The sequence below is a fragment of the Rickettsia gravesii BWI-1 genome (assembly GCF_000485845.1).
Classification (GTDB): domain Bacteria; phylum Pseudomonadota; class Alphaproteobacteria; order Rickettsiales; family Rickettsiaceae; genus Rickettsia; species Rickettsia rickettsii.
This window is the reverse complement of sequence record NZ_AWXL01000021.1, coordinates 45,924-69,788: the sequence shown is the minus strand read 5'-3', so window position 1 is coordinate 69,788 and position 23,865 is coordinate 45,924. Positions and strand designations below refer to the sequence as shown.

Here is a 23,865-nt window from a genome sequence, read left to right as displayed (position 1 = left end):
CATTGCCTGCGTGGATTGTTTTTTCCGTCATTGCGAGGAAATTACGTAAGTAATTGACGCAGCAATTCAGTAAAAAATGCTGATTTGCAGTATTTTTTTGTTATTTTTTCTGGATTGTTACGCTCCTTGCAGTCGCTCGCAATGACGGGGTGGTATCCACGCAACAATGCCTTGCTGGAATGATATCGCAGCCATACAACAAGATCATAATTAAAGGAGAAGTGTAGTAATCTAATATTTAATTCTTATTAGTTTTTTGAATTTCTTGTTGTTGCTGTTGTTTGTATTCTTTCGCTTTTTCTTCTATGTAATTAAAAAAGAAATAAGTAAAAGTTAAAAAACTGGTCAAAATAATACCAAATGTTATCAGTATTGCTTTAAGTTGCTTTCGTGAATCTTCTGCTTTTAACCTTTTTTCTTCTTCATCTATGTCTTTATCATTTTTGACTTCAGATATTATTACTTGTTTTTCTGTAGTATTTTCCATGTTGTAACTCAACTAAAATGAACCGCTTTATTACTAAGTTGTTCCTATAACTTACAGATTTTTGAAGTTTATAAGATTAGCTATATTTGAATGATGAGGTTTAAACTCATAAAAATAGGATATATAAGCAATAACGCTATGTCAATAGCCTTAAATATTAGCGGTGTTCAACCAAGGTTATAAATAATAATTTGAGTCTTCTAACATTGAAGTATTTAAAGTATCGGAGTAAGCAGCTGATAATATAGCATCATCAAAAGTGATATTAAGCTGTCCTATATAGTCTTGAATAAAATTGTTAACAGTAGATTCAAAGCTTGTATATTTTATAGGATATGAATAAACAAGCTGTGTACATTCTGTATTTCCTAATTTACTTTCAATTAATGTTAATAACATAGAGTTATATTCATCTTGGGGGTTACGATTAATTATTTTGTAAGTTTTAGCAAGAATATAACAAGCTTTGTTATTTCCCTCCATAGTTTCTAATTTTATTTCTTCAGAAGATAAAATATTATTTAGAAAAGCTTTTTCATATATTTCATAATTCGGTGATGAATCAGATTTTCTGTTAAAAAGAGCAGTAAATAGGATTTTAGCTTTCTCTAGATCATTCATTTTGATTGATCGGCAACCAAAAGACCCTTCATAGTATCGATAATTATGACATTGTTAAGACCTACTACGGTAGTTAATTTATTATTAGAACTAATGAAAGAGTTTGTAGTATTGCTTGTTACTACGTTTCCCTCGCAATAATTGTCGTTTATATTCCGGTGTTTTACCTGTAATAAGGAATGCCAAATACCAAGATCGTTCCAAGCAAAATCGGCTTTTATCATGACCATTCCCGAAATATATTCCATTATGGCATTGTCTATAGCAATTGCTGCGATTTCATTATAAGCCTTATTGTCTATTGCCAAACTATTCTCATTTTTTACGGCAGTATTAAATGCTTTTTCTGCAATACAGAATAAATTAGGTTGAAGGTTCATTGCTAAGTTTAAGAAGAAGTTAACATCGTATACACAAATTCCTGAATTCCAAAAATATTCATTACTTTGAAAATGTTTGTTTGCTTGCTCTAATATAGGTTTTTCAATGAAATGATCAACTAGATAAACATTTTCTGCAATTGATAATCCTGTGTTTATATAGCCATACTCGGCACTTATAACATTTATAGGAATACCTATAGTGCAAATGCCGAATTCATTAACATAATGTAAAGCTTTATTTATAGTATTAAGATAATTTATATCATCCGCTATATGATGGTCTGAAGGTAGTAACACTACAATATCAAATCCTTGTGCTTTAGCCGATAATGCCGTAATAATGGCACAAACGGTAGTATTTTTTTGTAAAGGCTCGGTAATTAATGCTATTTCTACATCTATTTCTGCTGCTTGTTCTTTAGTGATTGATTCATATTTTTTGGAAGTAATAATAGTAGGTTGTCCTAAAAATTTATTTCGGTTTAATGTTTGCTGAAGTAAAGTTAGATCACTCAATATTTTTTTTAACTGTTTCGGTTTATCCTTAGATGACAAAGGCCATAGTCTTTTACCGTTACCTCCTGCCATAATCACCGGTTTTATTAGACTCCTTGCATAACCTCCTTCTAAAGGTAATTTGTATACCTTTGATACTTCAAGATTTGGTACGTTAAATTTGGGGATTTGCCTGTGCTCACGTATTTTTATACGCTGTGCAGGCTCATCACTTATTTGACTGCCAACTTTTGAAGTATCTGCGATGTACGTCGCTCCAATACCCGCATTCTCACGTACCTTTTTGTACGCTGTGGTGCTGCGTTTCGTGTCTCCTGCAAATTCCTCTTTATAAGATAGGTTGTGCAAGGAGTCTACTTTCATATATTTTACAGCTATTAATTAAATAAAATAATAAAGAGTTTTATAAATAGTTTTAAAAAATATGTCAAGTGAATTAACTATATTGGCAAGTTTTACAATAAAAAGTACTTCTGCCTGAATGCTTTGTCTTGATAATAGTGCTAGAGCAGCTTAAACAACTTTGTCCCTCTCTACCGTAAACCGTAAGTTGCTGAGTAAAATAACCAGGTTTGTTATCGCCATTTACAAAATCTTTAAGAGTAGTACCGCCGGCAGTTATAGCTTTAGTTAACACATCTCTAATCGATTTAATTAAATTTTCTATTTCATCATCCCTTAAATCGCTACCTGATTTATCCGGATGAATTCTAGCTAAATGAAGACTTTCGGAAGCATAGATATTACCGACTCCGACTATAACTCTATTATCCATAATCAAGTTTTTTATCGGTATTTTTTTAGTTTGTAGCTTATCTTTTAGATATTCTAACGTTAATAAATCAGAAAAAGGCTCTATGCCTAAATCATTAAAAAATTCTTTTTCTAAGAGATCAGTCTTAAAACTATAAATCATACCGAATCGTCTAGTATCGTTGAAAATTAACTTTTCGCCGTTACTTAAATCAAAAATCACATGATCGTGTTTTTGAGTTTTATAATTAGCAGATTGCAGAGTAAATATACCGCTCATGCCTAGATGAACTATTAAAGAATAATCATTATTAAAATCTATAATTAAATATTTTGCACGACGCCTAACATCCAGTATATTAGTATTTAAGATTTCTGTAGCTAAAAGCGGGGATAGCTTATAACGTAAATTATCTCTTTTTAACTCTACATTTTCTATAATAAGCCCGATTAGCTTATCTTTTAGAGAGTTTTTAAGAGTTTCTACTTCAGGAAGTTCCGGCATTTGATACTAATATTTATAATAAAAAACTATGAACCAAACAAATTTTGGCTTTAAAAAAGTAGACTACACTAAAAAACAAGGTTTAGTAAATAACATTTTTTCTAATGTCGCTGATAAGTATGATTTAATGAATGACTTAATGAGTTTGGGATTACATCGCTTATGGAAAGATGAATTTATTAGGCAAATTCCAAATCTTAACTCTCATATATTAGATGTTGCTAGCGGTAGCGGTGATATTGCTTTAAAACTTGCTAAAAAAGCAAGAGATAGAGTTAATAATATCTCTTTAACTTTAAGTGATATTAATGAAGAAATGTTAAAGCAAGCTAAGAAAAAAGCAATAGATCTGAATTTATTTCAAAATCTTAAATTTACTGTAGCAAGTGCTGAAGAACTACCGTTTCCAGATGATAGTTTTGATTATTATACTATAGCATTCGGTATTAGAAACGTACCTGATATAAATAAGGCTTTAAAGGAAGCATGTAGGGTTTTAAAACCAATGGGCAAGTTTATATGTCTTGAGTTTTCAAAAGTAAAGGAAGGATACATAAAAGATTTCTATAAATTCTACTCATTTAATATTATACCGAGTATTGGTCAAATGATAGCGGGTAATAAAGAGGCATATGAATATTTGGTCGAAAGTATAGATTTGTTCCCCTCACAAGACGAGTTTAGAATAATGATTAAAGACGCCGGTTTTGAGGAAGTTGGTTATAAAAATCTAAGTGGCGGAATAGTTGCTATCCACAGTGCGTATACTCGATGAACTTCAAAAATTGGCTACGTCGTTCTACAAGATCTGCGGTACTCACGTATTAAGTATACGCTCCGCTCCTCAACTTGTGAACTCCTTGCTCTTTTTGAAGTTGATCTTCGTATACTACTCTTTATTTTACTTCGGAGTATATAATAGATGATAAGTAATTTTTTTAATTTAATACGTATTTTTCATATCATCAGTAAAAAGCAAATCTTAATTGATTCAAGAAGTCCTAAATATTTCAGGTTTATCGGTTATATATTAGCCTTATTTTTTGCTCCGGTCTCGTTAATAAAAAAATCACGGGAAGATTACGGCAAACGCTTAATAGATTGTTTAAGTGATCTTGGACCTATTTATATAAAATTCGGACAAACTCTTTCGACAAGAGCCGATTTAGTAGGAGTAGAGATAGCAGGTTATTTAAGGTTACTGCAAGATAAGCTACCTCCGTTTGATGGTGGGGTGGCTAGAAGGTTGATAACGTCATTGCGAGGAGACATTTATGTCGACGAAGCAATCTCAGCAAGCAAACAAAAGATTGCCACGCAGTCTACGACTGTGAGCCATGACGCCCTCCCTTTCTTACACCTCGACGATACCCCTATCGCTGCCGCATCAATTTCGCAGGTACATAAAGCACAACTTATAACCGGTGAATATGTTGCGGTAAAAATTTTGCGTCCGGGTATTCATAAAAAATATAACAGAGATATTAAGCTGCTATATTTTCTTGCAAAAATTATCTCAAAATTTTCTAAAGCAAAAAGGCTAAAACCGATTAAAGTAGTCGATAAATTTCATGAAACTATGAAATTTGAGCTTGATTTACGTTTAGAGGCGGCAGCAGCTTCTGAGCTTACGGATAATATGCGAAATGATATTAACGTGATAATCCCTAAAATATATTGGGATTTAACATCAGAAAATATACTAACCACCGAGTGGTTAGACGGCACTTCTATATATGATACTTTGCTACTAAAGGAAATGGGGTTAGAGCCTGCAAAAATATCTCAGGATTTTGCCGTAATGTTTTTTAATCAAGCCTATAGAGACGGATTTTTTCATGCTGATTTACATGCAGGGAATATTTTAGTGAATAAGCAAGGTAAGATAATTTTACTTGATTTCGGTATTATGGGCAGACTTAAAGAAAAAGATCGTTTAGCCGTTGCCGAAAGTCTATTTGGCTTTTTAAGGCGTGATTATAAATTAGTTGCTAAAGTACATTTAAGAGCCGGCTACATCCCATCAAATACCGATTTAGATTTATTTGCTCAAAGTTGTAGAGCAGTTACCGAGCCTATAGTAGGGACACCCATAAAAAATATTTCCATAGGTAAGCTGTTTGCACATTTATTTAAAATCACGGAAGATTTCGGTATGGAAGTACAACCGGAGTTGTTGTTATTACAAAAGACTTTAATAATGGTGGAAGGGATAGGCAGACAGTTAGACGGTAATGTTAATATGTGGCAGCTCGCCGAACCTTGGATTAAAAAATGGGCCGTGAAAAATCTAAGCCCTGAAGCGAAGTTGTTACGATTGGTAAAGCATAACCTAGATAGTCTAGAGGATATTATTTGACATATAAAAAATTATTAATATTATAGCCTTATATATTAAGAAATTTATTATTATGAAACTAAAAGATTTATTTATTAAATATCCTATTACTACTCCTTTTGTGGTTGATTGTAAAAATGATAAATTAGTATTTCCTTCAGATAAAGAACAAAAATATAAAAGAGACCTGAAAGAAACAATAGGAGAGGAAAAGTTTGAAAAATTAACGGCTTTAGATAAAATTGTTCAATGCCCCGAAAACTTAGAAAATATAGCTTTAGTAAGTATAGAAAAGCATCTAGATAAACCACTTATAGTAGCGAAATTGCTTAATGATGTACAACGTGAATATTATAAATCCATATAGATCCCGATAATAATATTAAATCGATTTTGCATTTCTCGGAAATATATTTTATCGGGGTGAATGCCGGCTGAAGTTTTAAAACGCGAGTATAATGTTGGTACTATACAGCAAAAATCTTTACCGAAAATCATGGAATTATGGCCTGACCCTTACTATTACAACTGGATTCAGAAAAATAAAGAGTATAACAACCCGGATATAGATCCTCAGGTAATGGAGAATATCGTTTTATTGTGTGGAGAGGTTAGTATGGATTTACCGGTAAATGAAAAATTATAGTAAAAAACCATTGCAAGATGACCATGACTTTTAAAATTAACAAAAATTAAAAAGTAAAATTTTATAAACCTTTAAATTATATAAAGGTATTTAAATGTCTAAAAGCCAAGAGCAAGAGCAGGAATCCATTGATAATATAAGGCAACAGTTTGATGAAGAATATAAAAACCTTTCGTGGGTTCAAGTTGGATATTTAGCTCTTGGAGCTGAAACAGGTAACAAAAAATATGATGAGTTAAATAAACGATATCTAGATCTTAATAAAGATAATTTAGGTATAATACAAAGTGTTATCCAAGCAGTCGGGAATGTTCCTAGTGCATTACAGTTTACCTGGGAGGCTTCTCAAGTTTTACCTGATCTTGCATTGGAGCTTAATAACCTTAGAAAAGCGAGAAGTGCTATCACTAGTGTAGGTTCTATTGAAGCTGGTTGCAAGATGATAGCAGATGCAGAATCGCTTATAAAAAAATGTGCTTCTGTTTTACATTCCGAAACTATATCCAATAGTTCAAAAGAAACTCTTTTACAGTCTAAAGTTATCCCATATCTTCTCACGCCTATTTTAAATAAGAGGCTTAGCAAAATAACAAAAAACTTTCAAACTTCCGAAACAGAAAAAATAAATGTATTAGACAAAATAAGTCCTAAATTTATCAGAGAATTATCTACACTAGGAGTAGATTTAATATCTAAAGCACTAGAAAGCGATTTAAACCCAAAAGTACAAGAAATATATAAGAATATTAAACAAAAAAACGCGTCATCTCAAGGTGCTATATTAAAAATATACATGACATTATTATTTCAGACAAAGTAAAACCCCTTCTTAATCACGATTTAGTACAATTTTAAAAAATTTAAAAAATCCTGATAATCAAAAGGGGTTAGTTCAAATTACGGAAAATATAATAAATAATAAAGCACAAAAAATCGCTAAATCTGAATTAATTGCCAATACAGTAGCACTACTTGTAAATTCTAGCGAAAAATTAATTGAAAGTATTTCTTCAGCTATAAAAGCTTATAGTCAGCTTAAAGAAAATCAGCGTTGGACTAAAATTAACCTAAATATGGAAGGGTTAGGTACTGAAACTAAAAAAGAGTTATTAAAAGGCAAAAAACCTCAAATAGTAGAGTTAGTTGAAAATGCCAAAAAAATTATTGATAATTTATCTCCTGTTTTAGAAAAAGAATTACCGCGATATTTAGATAGTAATAAACAGGATATATTAGATGTTTTAAAACATCCTAAAGTAACGGAAAGAATAGAATCACAAGGGAAAGATCCGGAGTTTATACATAAGGCATTAGATGCATCTACGCCTTTTTTAAAAGATGCTCTGCCGTCAATTACTAAACTTGCAAGCCTCGCTCTTTCCGATAGCGATAAAGTTGCTGATATAATACAAAAATTTCAGTTAATTAAGCCACTTCCAAAGGAAGAGAAATCAAAAGAAGAAAAGGTAAAAGAGGTAAAGGAATTGATTAGTCCTTTGATATAAATTAAAAACCATAATCCGGAAATAAGCAAAATAATTGAAAAAGACCTTCCTGAACTATTAACAAAACATGCAAGTAGTTTAGGATCGGTTGTAGATGAGTTTTAAAATAAAACACCTAAGGGTCAAAAATTAAAATTAGACGGTGAAAAATTAGTAAAGATAGCCGGTAGACATGTACCTGAATTAATTCAAATTGCCGATAAATTTAGCAAACATGAATACGGTAAAATTATATTGCTGGTGTTAAAATTATTATCAGATCCAAAAGTGCTAGGAGTAGTAGCAGAAACTATAGTGAATTTAGGAAAAAGTAAATTTAGTAAAGATAAAGAAGTGGTAGGACCGCATACAAGTAAGATGTTAGAAGAAAGACAAAGAGAGATAGGAAAATCCGGTAGAGGAGCCTAAGTCCTGTGCACTTTTGATTAATGATTATAATTATGGCTCTTTTTAGCTGGAAATTATCAAATTTTTTTGAAATATGCATAACTATTCCTTCAAAAATCTTATTAATTTTCGCTTAAAAATATCTCATAATTATAATCATTAATCAAAAGTGCACAGGACCTAGAAACATCTTGCTATTATTTGATTAAAATTATATTGTAAATTCAAAGTGTCATTATGAAATTACAAGGCTGATAGAAAGAAATTATTATTTAACACATATCACAGGTGTCCTTGAAATATTCCCTATTTGTGCCATTCTCGGTCCAAGGCAATGTGGTAAAACTACCTTAGCTCACGCTTATATTAAACAGCTTAAAGAAGATGAAAAGAGCTACTTTTTTGACCTTGAGGATCCGCTCACTTAGATCAATTTAAGAATCTTAAAACAACTCTTGAGCCTTTAAACGGTTTAATAGTAATTGATGAAATTCAAAGACAACCTGAAATTTTTCCTTATTTAAGAGTTCTTGATGACTATTCAAACAAAAAATTTTTAATATTAGGTAGTGCTTCTGGAGAATTATTGCAACAATCTTCAGAATCATTAGCCGGCCGTATTGAATATACGGAGCTTACTCCGTTCAATTTAATAGAGATAAATGATTTTAGGGAGTTATGGTTAAGAGGTGGTTTTCCTAAATTATATTTAGCAAAAAATTATGTCCAAAGTCTTAGATGGTGTAATAGCTACATCACTAGTTTTATCGAGCGTGATTTGCCTAGTTTAGGAAATATCTCTTAATGCACATGTAATGAGGCAGTTATGATGGATGATGCTTGCTCATAATCATGGGCAATTATTAAATTATAGCGAGCTTGGAAGGTCGCTCGGTTTAACGGATATGACTATCAAACGTTATACTGAAATATTAGAGCAAACTTTTATGATTCGGTTATTAAAACCTTGGTATGAAAATATCTCAAAACGTCAAGTAAAAGCACCGAAAGTCTATATACGAGATAGTGGAATACTACATGCCTTATTAGGGATTCACGAACATGATTGGTATGTTCATCCAAAACGCAGTCTTTCATTTGAAGGGTTTGTAATAGAGGAGTTAATACGTAAATTTAAAACGGATGCAGAGTATTTTTTTTGGCGAACGCAAACAGGAGTAGAATTAGATTTATTAATTATTAAGAATGGTAAGAAATACGGCTTTGAAGTAAAAAATGCTGATGCTCCTAGTATTACTAAATCAATGCATACCGTTCTTGCCGATTTGCAGTTAGAACATTTATATATTGTTACCGCCGGGAATAATACATATAAAAAAACAGAAAAAATAAGTGTAGTTGGAATAGCGAACTTATCTAATTTACAGCTTGGTTAAAGTATATAAGTTACCATATTTCATTACCTTTAGTCTTATCATTACTTAATAATTCATGATGACAATTAGAATCAGTAATATTATCTAGTAATAGATCTAATTCAGATTTTTCAGTGCTAATAACTAAACTGTTATTAATTAATTTTAAACTACACATACGGGTTTTTAGTTTTTACGTAAGTGAATCTAATAGGAACGCCCGGCATGTCAAAAGCCTCACGCATATTGTTTACTAAATACCTAGTATAGCTATCGGTAATTTTTTCCGGATTATTGGAGAATAGCTTGAAAGTAGGGGGGCGGGTTTTTGTTTGAGTCATATATTTTACACGCACTCTTCTGCCGCCTTTTTGTAAAGGCAGCGGATGTGCTTCCGTAGTAAAATTAAGCCATTCATTTAATTTGCTAGTAGTTATTTTCTTATTCCAAATTTTATAAATTTTAAGACAAGCATCTAGCACTTGTTCAATATTTTGTTTATTTATTGCTGAAATGAATAGAACGGGGATACCTTTAACCTGAGGCAGATGAGTATTTATCTGATAATAAAATTCTTCCTGAAATGCTTCTTTTTCGGATTCTTTAACTAAATCCCATTTATTCACTACTATAACTATACTTCTTCCTTCATTTACCACATGGCTTGCAATATTTAAATCTTGCTGTTTTAAAGGAGCTAAAGCATCAATCATTAAGATTACGGTATTAGCAAATTTAATACTGTTAATAGTATCCGATGCCGATAATTTTTCTAAAGACTCTGTAATAGTAGATTTCTTGCGGAGTCCTGCCGTATCAATCAATTTAATATGATTATTTTTATATTGCCAATCAATTTCAATTGATTCACGAGTAATGCCGGCTTCAGGACCGGTTAATAATCTTTCATCATTAATAAGAGCGTTTATAAAAGTAGATTTTCCGGCGTTAGGTCTGCCACTAACTACTATCTGCAAACAATCTCCTTTAATTGGATCGGCTATAGTTGTCTCGATTGATTCTTCTTCAGGTAACTTGGTAATAATTTCGTCATATAAATCAATTAAGCCTGTGCCATGCTCGGCAGAGATAGCTATCATACTATCAAACCCTAATTTGTAGTACTCTTTATCAAAATCAAAAGCTTTCTCGCATTTGTTAACTAACAATATAGCAGGCTTATTATATTTTCTAACAAAACTACTAAGTAGCTTATCATCAGGTAATATTCCGCTTCTACCGTCAACCATAAAGCAAATTAAATCTGCCTCTAAAATTGCTTTAGTAGTCTGCTCCATTAACCTTTCTCCCATACTATTAGGATTCTCGTCAAGTCCTGGGGTATCAATTAACAAAAATTCAAAAGAGCCGATTTTGCCGTCTGTATATTTTCTATCTCTAGTGACGCCTGGTAAATCGTGAACGATAGCTTTTTTACGTATGCTTAATCTATTGAAAAGCGTTGATTTGCCTACATTCGGACGACCAACTAAAGTAATGATTTTTTTAGTCATTATTAATATATTATTATGGTTGAGAGAACTAATAATGCCCCGATAAAACCTACTATATTTGCTATTATAATAGGTGTATTTTTTATTAATATGCCGTATATAAGCCAACTACAAAGAGCAATAGCACTTATAGTAAAGGCAGGCATAGAAACAGAAGCCGAAGATTGGCAGGTGAAAATCTTATGAGCCTGTACATAAAACATAAAATTGCCGATTGTACCGACAATCGTCATATATTTTTCGTAAAATGTCATGAATTTTGGAGACATATATTTGTTTTTAAAAAGTGGTCTATGTCATTCCCGCGTAGGCGGGAATCCATTAAAATCATATAAAAACTTGTTTTTATATGGTTATTTTATCAAATTATGTAACTCCTATATCAATATTAAAGCTATTTTTTTGGACTCCTGCCTACGCGGGAATGACATACAGCATCCTAAGATAGCAACATTCCACATTGACTATCCCTTAAAACTCGCAATTACCGGTATATGATCTGAAGGTTTTTCTTGAGTCCTTAAATTATAATCCATATAGCAATTTTCTAAATAGTCAATAGTATTATTACAACCAAGAATCATATCAATCCTCATACCTTTATTTTGTTCAAAACATCCGGCTCTATAATCCCACCATGAAAATTCTTGTTTACTCGGATGCATTAATCTGTACAAATCCTCAAATCCGGAATTTAGAATAGTGCGTAATTTTTTTTGTTCAATCTCAGTAAAACAAGTAGTTTCAGCTAGTAACTTAGGTGAATATACATCTATATCGAACGGTGCAATATTGAAATCACCGCCTATGATAGTTTTTTCGTCAAAAGATTTTTTAGTTGATAGATAATTGATAAAATTATCATAAAATGCTAGTTTTGCTACAAATTTATCGCTACCGATAAATGAACCGTTAGGAGCATAGAGTGAGATTATATTACAAAACCCTATAGGTAATGATAATTTTATTTCTAAGAATCTTGCTTGAGCACTGCAGTAATTATTCGGAAAATCCTTAATTATTTCATCGGCAGGAAATTTTGAAATTATAGCAACGCCGTTATATGATTTTTGTCCGTGAACATAAGCATTATAAGGTAGATCGGATAATGCATCAAAAGGAAATTTTGCGGTTTCGCATTTTATTTCTTGCAATAATAAAATATCCGGATTTTCTTTAGATAAAAAATTACGCAATAAATTAAGTCTTGTTTTTATGGAATTAATATTCCAAGTAGCTATCTTCATGTTTGTTTTTCTATATCTTCTAATTTTTCATTACGGAATCGCCACTCAAGACAACCAAAATGATAAACTAAGAGGCTAGTAATAAATGCTCCGGAAATTACTATACTCATTAAATATTTTATTGTATGATAATTTGGATTACTACTGTACATATCTAATAATACGCTAAAAGCTATACCCCATAATACAGTGATTTCAATACTAACTCTTCTTAGTATCCTCTGAATTGAATTTTCTTTCATAATAAAATCTCGTAATATTGCACCGCAATTAGCTGTAATGAAAGCAAAAAACGGTCCCCAAAAACTTAGAGGCTCAATTTTGTGAATAATAACCATTGCAACTCTTCTCAGTAGTATAAGTAGCTCCTGCTGTCATGTCGGCATTGCCGCTTTGAGTATCTAATTGATCTTGATATCAGCTATCTTGATTGTACTCAATATTGATACCTATTTTTGCAGCAATAGCGTTAATTAATTCTATATCCATACCGGAAACGGTAGTATGACCGTTTAAAGCAGCAATTAAGTATTGATAAGGCTCATTTACATACCATGCATTTATCAAAGTTTTTTTATCAGCTGTCCCTTCGCATTCTAAAATTGCTTGTTGTTCGTTCATGCCTATGCTTAAAGCATACAAATTTTTAGAAATGAGAAGTATAAAAATAAAAAGCTTTAAAATTTGCATGGTCTGTATTTTTTTAGAATTAAAATGTCATCCCGTAGCAATATTTTATCGTCATTGCGAGAAGAATTACGCAGTAATGCGACGAAGCAATCTAAGGAGCTTATCATTATTTCATGAGATTGCCACGCAGCCTACGGCTGCTCGCAATAACGTTAAAAACCAAAGCCTTTAATCACGAACTACTTTAATTTCACCGTCAGAAAATTTAATATTAAAAATTTTTTCATTCGCAGCAGTAATTTTAGAAGATAAAAAATTACCCGTTTCTCCTTTAACTATAGCAAAACCTCGTTTTAATACGTTGTGATAATCAAGGCTTGCAAGTAACGTACTATTTAATTCTAATTTATACTCAAAGTTTTTCAAAGTATTATTTGCCGATTTTGATAGATAAGCTGTTTGATGTGTTAATTCTAATGTTTTGTAATTGATTATTTTAGCAGGGTTAACTCTTTCTTTAGAAAAAGATTTAATCTTTGTTTCTTGTAGTGCAATAAAGCATGGTAAAGCATCTAGTAAATTAAAACCGGTTTCGTCCAGTAATTGCTGCCTATTATTTATATAGTGAGAGAGATATCTGTGTATTTTATCGTAATTTACTATATTTTGTTCGTGATATTTAATTAACCGGCTAATATTATTCAATAATATTTTTTCATAAGATTGTAGCGTATTATTTAAAATAGATCGTACCGGTACAGCAAATTCTGCGGCAGCAGTCGGTGTTGGAGCTCTTTTATCGGCTGCTAAATCTATTAAAGTATAATCCACTTCATGACCTACCGCGGAAATAATAGGAATTTTTGAGTTATAAGCAGCACGTACTAATATCTCATCGTTAAATGACCAAAGATCTTCTATAGAACCGCCACCTCTAGCAACGATTATAACACGTGGTTTATTTACCTCTTCTAAATTGTTAAATCCTTCAATTGCTTCAGCAATTTCATTGCTGGAATTTTCGCCTTGTACGCTAACCGGCCATATTATTACCCGAGTCGGAAAACGTTCGCGAATACGATGAATAATATCTTTAATAACAGCACCGGTTATTGAAGTGATAACGCCTATTTTATCAGGTAAAAAGGGTATAGGAATACGTATTTTATTAAATAAGCCTTCTTTCTCGAGCCTTGCTTTACGCTCATTTAGAATTTGCAGCATAGCTCCAAGTCCTGCGGGTTGCAAATTATCTACCGATAATTGATAACGTGAATTACCTGCATAACTTGAGAGTTTACCGCTAATTACTACTTCCATGCCGTCATTTAAAGGAAATTTGATTTTAGCAAGAATAGGACGCCAGCAAGTACAGGCTAAAATGGCGGTATTTTCTTTTAAGTTAAAATAAGCATGACCTGAGTTTGCTATTTTTAAGCCTGAAATTTCGCCTTTTACCTTAATATAGCCAAAATTATTTTCTAATAGCTCTTTGATTTTATTAGAAATCTCACTAACTGAAAACTCTTTGGTTGCTTGATGCGCAATGAAATTGTCTAGCATTTTATTAGTACTTGGTTTTTTGCGCTGAGGGTAGCACATTATTCGTCATTACGAGGAGAAACTATAAGTTTTGACGAAGCAATCTCAGGAGTTTATCCTACTTCATGAGATTGCCACGTCGATGCTATGCATCTCCTCGCAATGTATCATCTCCATAGAATAACCTTGCACTACAAAAGAGCAAGCAAAATTTTTTATTATTTGATATATTGCTAATAGCTTGCTATTATTTTTTACTATTAAAATATATTTATTAATATAAATGCTACTGCGAATAATATGTTTGCTTATTATCATAATATTTTCTTTGGTAAGTTTTGCCGCTCTTTCTAAGAATGGTCAAAATATTAAAATAAGCAATATTATAGCTGACTTCGTAGAGTATAATGAAAATCAGGATTTGATATATGCTAAAGGTAATATAAGAATTATCACGGATGAGTATTTATTAACGGCAGATAATTTACTTTATGATATAGAAAACGATATTTTATGGGCAGAAGGTAATATCCGAATTAAGGATAAACAAAATCGGATAATAGAGGGAGACAAAGCGGTTTTAAAAGATGAATTTAAAAAAGGTATCATATCGGAATTCATTTTGCTTTCCGGTGATAATAATCTTTTAATTGCTAAACTTGCCGAAAGAATAAATGAAAATAATCTTAAGCTGCACCATGCCGAGTTTACCCCTTGTGATGTTACTTGTAATAGAAACCCTATTTGGCAAATTGCTGCTAAGGATACTTATATTCATTCCGCAGAGCATAGAGTAGTTTATAAAAACGTGTTTTTTGAAGTATACGGTGTACCGATTTTTTACTTACCGTATTTTTTTCATCCGACTCCTACGGCCCCTGCAACTTCCGGATTATTGGTACCTGACGTCAAAAATAAAGGATTTGGCATCCCCCTATATCTACGTGCAAAACCTAATATGGATTTTACTCTCACTCCAAGAATTTTTAGTAAATATCAAACTTATGAGCTAGAAGCACGTTATCGCCTGAATGATACCGATAATATGAATTTTCAAGTTAGTTACGGTAAATTACCGTATTTTCTAGAAAAAGACGGAAGTGTAGTGAAAAATAAAAAAGTTTCTTCTTATCATTATATAGCAAGCGGTAATTTTATTAGTACCGATAAAGTTTATGATTACGGTTTCAGGGTGGAGCGTACATCGGATAAAGCTTATTTAAGAAATTATTATAATAACTACGCTTCATATTTAACTTCTAAAATATTCTTAAATAAAATTCATGAGGCTGATTATTTTTCGGCAGAAGGATTAAGTTTTCAAGGCTTAGGTAGTAATGATCGTAAATATACCGATCCTCTAGTATTACCAAAAATCAATACAAAAAACGTGATAAATTTGAATGATAATGACAACAGCCATATCGTTGTTGAAAATAATACGTTAATGTACAAAGAAAGAATAGGAAAACAAGTTGCTAGAACCTCTTTGCAACTATCCTTTATGCATAATGTGTTGACTGCTTCAGGACAAATTTTTGATTTTGCTGCTAAAGATAGGGGCGATTTTTATCTTGCTAAACGGGCTTATGTAGATAAGCCGAGAGAAAGTAAATCATTTCAAAGGAATATACCGGAATTGCAAACTTTATGGCGTTATCCGTTAGTAGGCAATATAACAAAAACGATAAATTTACTTATTGAGCCGGTAGTTTCTTTTACTATGGGACGTAAACTATCTAAGAAAGATAAAAAATTTGTTATAATTGATCCTGCTAAATATGAATTATCCGAACAAAATATCTTTTTATCCAACCGTTATAGCGGTATTGATTGCCATGATTTCGGTAATAGATTAAGTTACGGCTTAAATACTAGTATTGCTAAAGAAGAAAATTATTTAAAATTATTTTTAGGACACTCCCGTAATACAAGATATAGTATAGATTTGCCGGCTGATGATACGGAAAATGTAGGGCAGATACTAGGTAATCTTTCTAATAATTTAGAAGTGTTTTATAGCTTTCGGAAAGATAGATATTTCAGACCTATTAGAGATGAAGTGGGAGGAAATTTTAACTATGATAAGATTAACTTTCTAGGTAGTTTTATTCAGCTTACCAATCTTAACAAATATTATTCCGTAGAAAGTATAAAGGTTTCAAATAATAGAGTACGACAATTTTATGGAGACATAAATTATCAGCTAGCGGAAAATTGGACTATAGGCTTTGGTGCACGCATTGATCTCTCCAGACGATCTCCAAATTTACTTACTCGAACTATTAGGATGACATATGCTAAAGATTGTGTTAGAATTACTGCAAAGATTTATTCCGATTATCTAGCCGATGAAAGTAGAGGAATCAAAAAGACTACCTCTTCGCCGACTATTTCTATCGGTTTAAAAGTTTTAAACATGTGAGTATACTCGTTTTATTTGAAAAATTGGCTACGTCGTCTTATAAGTTCTGCGGTGCTCACGTACTAAATGTACGCTCCGCTCCTTGACTTATAGACTCCTTGCTCTTTTCCAAATAAAACTTCGTCTACTTACTGGTCACTTATTCAGAGTATCACATGAGAAGATTATTATTAATCATTACCGTTTTTTTTACTTTTAATGTAGCACAAGCATCATTACCGAATATAGTAGCATCCGTAAATGATGAACCTATTACTCTTAATGAGTTCCGTGCTAGAAAAAAAATGATTATGGCACTAAATAATGTTGAAAGTCTAACGCCTGCTCAAGATAAGCAGCTAAGTGACTTAGCACTCAAGAGCTTAATTGACGAATCTTTGCTTTTTCAATATGCAGGAGATAGGGAAATTTCGCAAGAAGAGATAGATAACGCTATTAAGTCTATTGAAGATCGTAATAAAATGCCTCACGGTTCTCTTCTTCAGTATCTAAAAAGCAGATCGGTTAATCCTGATAGTTTTATTTCCCAAATTAAATCCGAGTTGATTAAAATGAATATTTTATCAAGTCTATCAAGATCGGTACAAGTAAGTAATAAAGAAATAGATGTCGCAATTTTATCTAGCGATCAAAAAGACGTAGAAATTTCAATGCAAGTATTTACATCTAAAGATGGTGACAATAAAGCGTTTACGCAGATGAATAATTTGAAAAATCGACTAAAAAAATGTGCGGATGTTAAAAAATCGCTTTATGATAATTTTGCTACTATGCAAATTATTACCGATAAGCTTAGCAAGATAGAAGGCGTAAAACAAACTATTATAAAGGACTTAACTCCTGATAAAGCAAGTAATGTTTTTGAAGTAAATAACAAATTTGAAATAACATTAGTGTGCAGCAAAAAAATCTTAAATGTTAATGAAGATGAAAATAATTATGTAGTAAATTTCCTAACCAATAAAAAGATTTCGCAAAAAGCACAAAAAATGTTTGAAAATATGCGTAAGAAAGCAGCTATAAAAATAATGCTGCCGTCTTAGTGTGTGTTATTCTATGTCATTCCCGCGTAGGCGGGAATCCAGAAAAATAACCTTGATTATTAATACAGAATTATATTTGATAAAAATAAACATATAAAAACAAGTTTTTATATGTTTTACTGGATTCCCGCTTTCACGGGAATAACATACCCTATGCTCCCTTCAATTGCAAAACACACAGCTTTACATCAAGTTAATCCTCTTAAAAAGCACGGACAAAATTTTATTTTTGACAGTAATCTATGTAATAAAATCGTACGTGTAAGTAACCTGGCAGAAAATAGCCGAGTATTAGAAATAGGGCCCGGCACAGGAGGGTTAACTAGGTCAATATTGCAGAAAAATCCTGAATCCTTAACTGTTATAGAAACAGATGAGAGATGCCTCCCGCTCCTTAATGAGATTAAAGAATATTATCCTAATCTAAATATTATTAAACAAGATGCTCTTAAAATAAATTTAACCGATTTAAGCTATGATATAGTCAATTCAGTTGGATTTGCATACAAGAAGCTAGAAGCGAAGCCTATAATTAATAGGAGAGCGATAAGTAACGATATAGGCGAGTCCAAATCAATTGACTATAAAGTAACTATAATCTCTAATTTACCGTATCATATAGGTACTGAGTTAGTGATTAGATGGCTGAAAGAAGCACGGCTAATTACTAGTATGACGCTAATGTTACAAAAGGAAGTAGTAGAACGTATTTGTGCTATGCCCTCAACTAAAGCATATGGCAGATTATCGGTAATATGTCAGCTAATAGCTAAAGTGGAAAAGTGCTTTGACGTAGCGCCAACTGCTTTCTATCCACCTCCTAAAGTATATTCTGCGATAGTTAAACTAATACCTTTAGAAAATCCGCCGTCTATTGCTCTGATAAATAAAGTTGAGCAAATAACAAAGCTTGCTTTTGCAGGACGACGGAAAATGATCAAATCATCACTGAAAAATCTTGTACCTAATATACATGAAGTATTAACTCAATTGAAAATCAATGATAATTATCGTGCTGAAAATCTTGCCCCTCAAGATTATTTGAGAATTGCTGAAATATTATAGCTTGCATCATTCAGCTTTATCTAACTTTTTTGCTTCTGCTTCTTGCTGTAGTTTATATTCTGCTGCTTTTTCTTCTATATAGTTAAAAAAGAAATAACAGAAAGTTAAAAAACTAGTCAAGACTATTCCAAGAGTTATTAGTATTAACTTAAGCTCTTTCCTTGCATTTTGAGCTTTTAATTTCTTTTCTTCCTCTTCATCAATATAAGACTCAAGAGGTTAAAATTTCTTCTTCTTTATATGTTAACTCTTTAAAATTAGCTTATATATTAATGATAGAGTTTAATTATCATGTGAGAGAAGTAATTTATAGGGGGGCATAATTATATATTTAATAAATCTATCTTACTCAAAAATACGGCTTTTTCTATTTACTAGGTAAATACAATTTAGTTCTTGAGTCTTATAATAAAGCAATTGAACTTGATCCTACAAATTCTGAAGCACAATATAATAAACAGCATTTATTAAAGCGTATGTATTATTAAGTAAAAAACGCTGAAAAGCTTTTACTTATTGCCTTTTCAATCTATTCTGTTTGCTAGATTTCTTTAGTCTAAAATAAGCGAGGCAGTGATGCTATTCGTCTATTGTAATTTGCTTGATTTCGACAATTGTCTTATGCAAATGTTCAGCTAAAGCAAACATATTAAATAGCATTGGCTTGGTGATTAGTTTTTTGCGGCAATCTCTAAATCAGTTTCGCTCATAATATCTAGTTGCGGTGCGAATTAATACATTAGGGTCACAGCTACGCATTAATTTCGGTTATTGCTGCAGGTTTCCTTGATATCAACAGCCTCAAGTGCCTATAAGATATTTAAAAGTTCCAGCGTGAGCGAAAAAAGACTTTTAGTAAATTTAATATTTGGGAACTTAATATTGAAATCTGAAAAGCTTGATTTTATGCTGCGTTTGCCGTTTGATACATTGGTGTATTTGCCTAAAAATGGTGAATGGTACCCGCGGCCGGACTTGAACCGGCAAGAGCTTACGCCCCACGGATTTTAAGTCCGTTATGTCTACCATTCCATCACGCGGGCAGTTGTGGATATTAAGGTTGCATTTGCTAAGTGGACAGGTTAATAAAAAAAATACAAAAAAGCAAGTACTTTTATCGTTAATATATTAGTCTGATATGAAAAAGTTATTAAACACCTTTAAAATAGTTAGTTTACTCATTAATTTATTAGATAATTAACTTAAATAGTGACAAAATAGTAATAATATGATAGATTAGTTTCAGAAAGTAATACTTTCTCTTGCATGTTATTGACATGTTTATTGACAAATGCCGCAAGGTAAGGTAGTTTTGCATAATGAATTTTTATCGGCTCTTATATTTAAGTAAGGCTTAAAGTAAAATTTAAGTTTTAGTTATTATAAGCATGTGTTAAGTTCAAATAAGTAATTTCTATCTAATAAAGGTTTTTATGGCTACAAATATAGTAGGTAAAGTTAAGTGGTATAATTCTACGAAGAATTTTGGATTTATTGAACAGGAAAATGGCGGCAAAGATGTGTTTGTACACAAATCAGCCGTAGACGCAGCAGGTTTACATAGCCTTGAAGAAGGACAAGATGTAATTTTTGATCTTGAAGAAAAGCAAGGAAAAGCCTATGCTGTTAACCTCAGAATTAAATAAATATATTTATAATACCAAAAGCAGCTATCCAAAATTGTTTATAATTTAGGGTAGCCTAGTCATCTTTATCAAAATAGTAAATATTTTGTTTTTGTCTTATAATAACCTATATAATTTAAGTATAATAAATTATTTTTACTAAAGGGTATGAGCATGCCCTAAATCTAATAATATTATTCTGGCTTGAATAAGATTCTAAAATAGTTTCATTATTCATTATCGTTTTATATATTTAGTTGGTGTTTTGTAATCTAGCTTAAGCATATTTTTTGATTCAGGATAATTATATAAGTCGTTATTTTAATTTACTATAACTTATTTTTTATACAATAGACCTCTTGCATAACTTATCTTATAAAGGGAATAAGAACTGCTACTCTACGCAGCGTGCATAGTTAAGTATGTAAGGATGAGAGAGCAGTGTCGACGTCTCATATATCTTTAAGAAATGAGTTATGTTAAGAGGTCTAATCAATAATGTGCATATTTTGATTTAAAACTATATTGGATTATATAATGAAAAATTTTAATTTATCTGAAGAATTAATTATTGCTCTCGAGACAATGAATATAACTGAGCCGACTGAAATACAAAAGCAATCGATTCCGGTTGCAATGGCGGGATCGGACATACTCGCTTCTAGCCAAACAGGTTCAGGCAAAACTCTTGCTTATTTATTGCCGTTAATTGATTCATTTATTAAAAATAAAACTACTGCTTTAATTCTTGTTCCGACTAGAGAATTAGCAACGCAAATACACAGTACTTTAAATAAAGTAACTACATCCTATAAAATTAATAGTGCAGTTTTGATAGGCGGTGAACCGATGCCTAAACAATTTATGCAATTAAAAAAGAATCAAAAAGTGATTATCGGTACGCCGGGGCGTATTATCGATCACTTAAATAGGGGAAGTCTAAAAATTGATCGTATAGGCATAACCGTACTTGACGAAATGGATAGAATGCTTAATATGGGGATGAAAGAACAATTAGAAGAAATAAATAAATTTTTACCGGAAAAAAGACAAGTTTTAATGTTTTCCGCTACTATGCCAAAACATATTATTGCTGTTTCTCAAAAATATCTAAACAATCCGGTACGTATTATGGTAGGTGCTACTAATAAAGCAGCTGCAGAAATAAAACAGGAATCAATGCATGTTTCTGATAAAGAAAAATTTAGTGAATTAACTAAACAACTTGGTACTAGGGAAGGATCAGTCATTGTTTTTGTGAAGACTAAACGCTCTGCCGATCAATTAGCTAAAATGTTGAAATATGAAAATCATACAGCAGAAGCTATACACGGTGATTTAAGTCAGTGTCAACGTGAAAGAGTAATTTTATCATTTCGTAAGTCAAGCCATAGAATAATGGTAGCAACTGATTTAGCGGCTCGTGGGCTTGATATTCCTCATACACAGCATGTTATTAATTATGATTTACCTATGTGTCCTGAAGATTATTTACATAGGATAGGTAGAACGGGTAGAGCAGGAGCTACCGGACATGCGTTGTCTTTTATTTCTCCTGATGATGTTATTAGATGGCGTGCAATCGATCGTCTAGTAAATAAAGGAGAATCTACGCCACGTAGTGAGTTTAGCAGTGATAAAAATAATCGTAAAAGATCATTCGGTAAAAGAGCCGGTGGTGACGGTAAAAAGTTTAATTCTTTTGATAGTAGCCGTAAAAGAACCTTTGATGGTAACAGCTACGGTAATATAAAGAAAGAAAGTATCGTAGTTTAGATTTACGTCGTTTATATCATTGCGAGGAAATTACGTAAGTAATTGACAAAGCAATCTCAAGAGTTTAGTATTATCTCATGAGGTTGCTACGCAGCCTTATGACTGCTCACAATGACGATTAGATATCCATGCGGGCAATGCCTTCGCAGGAATGACATCCGTATATTTTAAAGGAGGATAAATTCATAAGTTTAAATTTTTCACGATTTCAATATATATCTAATATTTTCTTTATATTAATAATTTCTTTTCCCGGAGGTTTAATTTATTTACTTATCGGTTCAACTCTTTCTTTTTGGCTTCGAGAATCCGGTTTTGATAAAATCACTATCGGGCTTTTTAGTTTAGTGAAGTTTATTCATATATTTAAATTTTTATGGGGTCCTTTGCTTGAAAAAGTAAGTTTTGCTCCTTTAAGTAAGCGGGGATATAAATATTGTTTAATTATTGCTTTGGTTAGTTGTATTTTTTGTGTATATGTTCTAACAAATTTTAACCCTAACACTCATTTTATACCATTTGCTTTATGCTTAGTAGCTGTGGCATTTTTTTTGTCCATTTATGATATGTTACTTCAATCATCACAGATGTTACTGATTACAAATAAAAATTGGGGCATAAGTGAGGCAGCTTGTACTACAGGCTTTAGAATAGGTATACTTATAGCAGGTTCAGGAGCGTTATATTTATCTACTATCATATCCTGGCAAGATGTTTATCGTGCTATGGCAATTTTATGTATACCGTCATTACTATTAATTATAATCTATCCGCTTAAATTTAAAGATAAGATAATTATTAATGATTTTGATAGATTTTGGCATGCTTTTTATGATTTTGTTAAGAAACCTAAATGGCTAATAATTGTTAGTTTTATGCTTCTATATCGTCTTCAAGATAATTTTCTGTCAATTATGCCGAATATGTTTTATCTCGATATTGGGTATACGAAGAAAGATTTAGCTCTTGGATATAAAGCTTTCGGTATTTGTGCTGCAATCCTTGGAGGTTTTATAGGTGGGTTTTTGTGCCGAAAATATGAATATCCTTATTTGCTTAAAAGAGCATTAATATATCATGCTTTATCTAGTCTATCTTTTTTATTTCTCTATTTTTATAATCGAGATATTATAAGTTTGTATATAGCGGTCTTTTTTCAAGAATTTACCAAGGGCTTAACTATGTCGCCGTTTTTTTCTTACCAATTAAGATGCTGTAGTTCTAAATATTGTATAACCCAAATTGCTTTAATTACTTCTATTGCTTATATTAGTAACATATTGTTTGGTAGTATTTCAGGCTATGCAGCTACTTATTTAGGCTGGACTTATTTCTTTATTGTAGCAGGATTTTGTTTTATACCGGCTTATATACTAATTAGATATTTACCGCCTTATGTTATTCCTAGCTAAAAGCGGGAATCTAGCAAAATATTTATAATTGTCATTGCGAGGAGGCGTTGTTGTGTGGATCAATTTCAC

Annotated in this window: 27 protein-coding genes, 1 tRNA gene and 3 pseudogenes; 16 read left to right on the top strand and 15 right to left on the bottom strand. The window is 31.8% G+C overall.

All coding sequences use genetic code 11. The features are described 5' to 3' along the window. Window positions 1-238 precede the first annotated feature (238 nt). The 5 genes and pseudogenes from RGRA_RS0106675 to mutM form a co-directional block, all read right to left on the bottom strand. Window positions 239-487, bottom strand: a complete 249-nt coding sequence (locus tag RGRA_RS0106675; RefSeq protein WP_017442522.1) for an RP671a family tick cell line-upregulated protein — start codon at window positions 485-487, stop codon at window positions 239-241. A gap of 177 nt (window positions 488-664) precedes the next feature. Further along, window positions 665-1,108, bottom strand: coding sequence for a hypothetical protein (locus tag RGRA_RS13840; RefSeq protein ID WP_017442521.1), 444 nt, complete (start codon window positions 1,106-1,108; stop codon window positions 665-667). Further along, window positions 1,105-1,332 (bottom strand): hypothetical protein, encoded by a 228-nt coding sequence (locus RGRA_RS14710; protein ID WP_408005786.1) that lies wholly within the window; start codon window positions 1,330-1,332, stop codon window positions 1,105-1,107. Before RGRA_RS14710 ends, RGRA_RS13840 begins: the two co-directional genes overlap by 4 nt. Next, window positions 1,330-2,370: pseudogene (locus RGRA_RS11035) on the bottom strand (sugar phosphate nucleotidyltransferase); the annotation flags it as partial. The gene RGRA_RS14710 and the pseudogene RGRA_RS11035, both read right to left, overlap by 3 nt. 73 nt (window positions 2,371-2,443) lie before the next feature. After that, the gene (gene mutM / locus RGRA_RS0106655) at window positions 2,444-3,265 is read right to left on the bottom strand and encodes a bifunctional DNA-formamidopyrimidine glycosylase/DNA-(apurinic or apyrimidinic site) lyase (protein ID WP_017442519.1); all 822 of its coding nucleotides are present in this window, start codon (window positions 3,263-3,265) and stop codon (window positions 2,444-2,446) included. A 28-nt stretch (window positions 3,266-3,293) separates the two neighbouring features. On the opposite strand from mutM, the gene ubiE reads away from it, so the two are divergent. From ubiE to RGRA_RS14455, 8 genes and pseudogenes are all read left to right on the top strand, one after another. Further along, the gene (ubiE, locus tag RGRA_RS0106650; RefSeq protein WP_014363206.1) at window positions 3,294-4,040 is read left to right on the top strand and encodes a bifunctional demethylmenaquinone methyltransferase/2-methoxy-6-polyprenyl-1,4-benzoquinol methylase UbiE; all 747 of its coding nucleotides are present in this window, start codon (window positions 3,294-3,296) and stop codon (window positions 4,038-4,040) included. Window positions 4,041-4,187: 147 nt separating this feature from the next. Then, window positions 4,188-5,624 (top strand): 2-polyprenylphenol 6-hydroxylase, encoded by a 1,437-nt coding sequence (ubiB, locus tag RGRA_RS0106645; RefSeq protein ID WP_017442518.1) that lies wholly within the window; start codon window positions 4,188-4,190, stop codon window positions 5,622-5,624. Window positions 5,625-5,676: 52 nt separating this feature from the next. Beyond that, on the top strand, window positions 5,677-5,970 hold the full coding sequence (locus RGRA_RS0106640; protein ID WP_017442517.1) for a hypothetical protein: 294 nt from the start codon (window positions 5,677-5,679) through the stop codon (window positions 5,968-5,970). Window positions 5,971-6,030: 60 nt separating this feature from the next. Continuing rightward, window positions 6,031-6,249, top strand: a complete 219-nt coding sequence (locus RGRA_RS0106635) for a hypothetical protein (RefSeq protein ID WP_016926481.1) — start codon at window positions 6,031-6,033, stop codon at window positions 6,247-6,249. Between the two features lie 94 nt (window positions 6,250-6,343). Then, window positions 6,344-7,069 carry a hypothetical protein gene (locus RGRA_RS13835; protein WP_017442516.1) on the top strand — a complete coding sequence of 242 codons (726 nt, stop codon included), beginning with the start codon at window positions 6,344-6,346 and terminating at the stop codon, window positions 7,067-7,069. A 253-nt stretch (window positions 7,070-7,322) separates the two neighbouring features. Beyond that, window positions 7,323-7,754, top strand: a complete 432-nt coding sequence (locus RGRA_RS13830) for a hypothetical protein (RefSeq protein ID WP_017442515.1) — start codon at window positions 7,323-7,325, stop codon at window positions 7,752-7,754. Between the two features lie 240 nt (window positions 7,755-7,994). Next, window positions 7,995-8,162 (top strand): hypothetical protein, encoded by a 168-nt coding sequence (locus RGRA_RS12155; protein ID WP_017442514.1) that lies wholly within the window; start codon window positions 7,995-7,997, stop codon window positions 8,160-8,162. Between the two features lie 230 nt (window positions 8,163-8,392). Further along, window positions 8,393-9,538, top strand: a pseudogene (locus RGRA_RS14455) (ATP-binding protein). A gap of 10 nt (window positions 9,539-9,548) precedes the next feature. Here the strand turns inward: RGRA_RS14455 and RGRA_RS12400 are convergent. The 6 genes from RGRA_RS12400 to RGRA_RS09345 all read right to left on the bottom strand — a co-directional run bounded on the left by RGRA_RS12400 (window position 9,549) and on the right by RGRA_RS09345 (window position 12,968). After that, complete coding sequence (locus tag RGRA_RS12400) at window positions 9,549-9,695, bottom strand: hypothetical protein (protein WP_017442513.1); 147 nt, start codon at window positions 9,693-9,695, stop codon at window positions 9,549-9,551. Then, a complete protein-coding gene (gene der, locus RGRA_RS0106600; protein WP_017442512.1) occupies window positions 9,688-11,031 on the bottom strand; it encodes a ribosome biogenesis GTPase Der in 1,344 nt (447 codons plus the stop codon). Before der ends, RGRA_RS12400 begins: the two co-directional genes overlap by 8 nt. Window positions 11,032-11,033: 2 nt before the next feature. Then, a complete protein-coding gene (locus tag RGRA_RS11005) occupies window positions 11,034-11,300 on the bottom strand; it encodes a SemiSWEET family sugar transporter (RefSeq protein ID WP_017442511.1) in 267 nt (88 codons plus the stop codon). A 195-nt stretch (window positions 11,301-11,495) separates the two neighbouring features. Then, window positions 11,496-12,278, bottom strand: coding sequence for an exodeoxyribonuclease III (gene xth, locus RGRA_RS0106590; RefSeq protein WP_017442509.1), 783 nt, complete (start codon window positions 12,276-12,278; stop codon window positions 11,496-11,498). Beyond that, complete coding sequence (locus RGRA_RS13815; RefSeq protein ID WP_017442508.1) at window positions 12,275-12,616, bottom strand: hypothetical protein; 342 nt, start codon at window positions 12,614-12,616, stop codon at window positions 12,275-12,277. The genes xth and RGRA_RS13815 overlap by 4 nt, the downstream gene beginning before the upstream one ends. A 79-nt stretch (window positions 12,617-12,695) precedes the next feature. Then, on the bottom strand, window positions 12,696-12,968 hold the full coding sequence (locus RGRA_RS09345) for a hypothetical protein (protein WP_017442507.1): 273 nt from the start codon (window positions 12,966-12,968) through the stop codon (window positions 12,696-12,698). Between RGRA_RS09345 and RGRA_RS11965 the strand changes: the two genes are divergently transcribed. Next, on the top strand, window positions 12,967-13,140 hold the full coding sequence (locus RGRA_RS11965) for a hypothetical protein (RefSeq protein ID WP_157668036.1): 174 nt from the start codon (window positions 12,967-12,969) through the stop codon (window positions 13,138-13,140). The genes RGRA_RS09345 and RGRA_RS11965 overlap by 2 nt on opposite strands. Here RGRA_RS11965 and xseA read toward each other — a convergent pair. Both xseA and RGRA_RS14450 read right to left on the bottom strand, forming a co-directional pair. Next, window positions 13,137-14,471 (bottom strand): exodeoxyribonuclease VII large subunit, encoded by a 1,335-nt coding sequence (gene xseA / locus RGRA_RS0106575; protein WP_017442506.1) that lies wholly within the window; start codon window positions 14,469-14,471, stop codon window positions 13,137-13,139. The genes RGRA_RS11965 and xseA overlap by 4 nt on opposite strands. Window positions 14,472-14,563: 92 nt before the next feature. Beyond that, window positions 14,564-14,768: pseudogene (locus tag RGRA_RS14450) on the bottom strand (hypothetical protein). Between RGRA_RS14450 and RGRA_RS0106565 the strand changes: the two are divergent. From RGRA_RS0106565 to rsmA, 3 genes are all read left to right on the top strand, one after another. Then, window positions 14,734-16,875, top strand: coding sequence for an LPS-assembly protein LptD (locus RGRA_RS0106565; RefSeq protein ID WP_029662683.1), 2,142 nt, complete (start codon window positions 14,734-14,736; stop codon window positions 16,873-16,875). The pseudogene RGRA_RS14450 and the gene RGRA_RS0106565 overlap by 35 nt on opposite strands. Before the next feature lie 155 nt (window positions 16,876-17,030). Beyond that, window positions 17,031-17,918, top strand: a complete 888-nt coding sequence (locus RGRA_RS0106560; protein ID WP_017442503.1) for a SurA N-terminal domain-containing protein — start codon at window positions 17,031-17,033, stop codon at window positions 17,916-17,918. A gap of 153 nt (window positions 17,919-18,071) precedes the next feature. Next, a complete protein-coding gene (gene rsmA, locus RGRA_RS0106555; protein ID WP_017442502.1) occupies window positions 18,072-18,983 on the top strand; it encodes a 16S rRNA (adenine(1518)-N(6)/adenine(1519)-N(6))-dimethyltransferase RsmA in 912 nt (303 codons plus the stop codon). Between the two features lie 6 nt (window positions 18,984-18,989). Here rsmA and RGRA_RS11000 read toward each other — a convergent pair whose 3' ends face one another. Next, window positions 18,990-19,187 (bottom strand): RP671a family tick cell line-upregulated protein, encoded by a 198-nt coding sequence (locus tag RGRA_RS11000; protein ID WP_084520608.1) that lies wholly within the window; start codon window positions 19,185-19,187, stop codon window positions 18,990-18,992. A gap of 134 nt (window positions 19,188-19,321) precedes the next feature. Between RGRA_RS11000 and RGRA_RS10995 the strand changes: the two genes are divergently transcribed. Then, window positions 19,322-19,471, top strand: a complete 150-nt coding sequence (locus tag RGRA_RS10995) for a tetratricopeptide repeat protein (RefSeq protein ID WP_084520609.1) — start codon at window positions 19,322-19,324, stop codon at window positions 19,469-19,471. Between the two features lie 469 nt (window positions 19,472-19,940). On the opposite strand, the gene RGRA_RS0106545 is transcribed toward RGRA_RS10995, so the two are convergent. After that, window positions 19,941-20,026, bottom strand: a tRNA-Leu gene (locus tag RGRA_RS0106545). Window positions 20,027-20,416: 390 nt separating this feature from the next. On the opposite strand from RGRA_RS0106545, the gene RGRA_RS0106540 reads away from it, so the two are divergent. From RGRA_RS0106540 to RGRA_RS0106530, 3 genes are all read left to right on the top strand, one after another. Next, window positions 20,417-20,629 (top strand): cold-shock protein, encoded by a 213-nt coding sequence (locus tag RGRA_RS0106540; protein WP_008579233.1) that lies wholly within the window; start codon window positions 20,417-20,419, stop codon window positions 20,627-20,629. 516 nt (window positions 20,630-21,145) lie between these two features. Then, complete coding sequence (locus tag RGRA_RS0106535) at window positions 21,146-22,384, top strand: DEAD/DEAH box helicase (RefSeq protein ID WP_017442501.1); 1,239 nt, start codon at window positions 21,146-21,148, stop codon at window positions 22,382-22,384. A gap of 185 nt (window positions 22,385-22,569) precedes the next feature. Next, window positions 22,570-23,796, top strand: a complete 1,227-nt coding sequence (locus RGRA_RS0106530; RefSeq protein WP_084520607.1) for an MFS transporter — start codon at window positions 22,570-22,572, stop codon at window positions 23,794-23,796. Window positions 23,797-23,865: the final 69 nt, after the last annotated feature.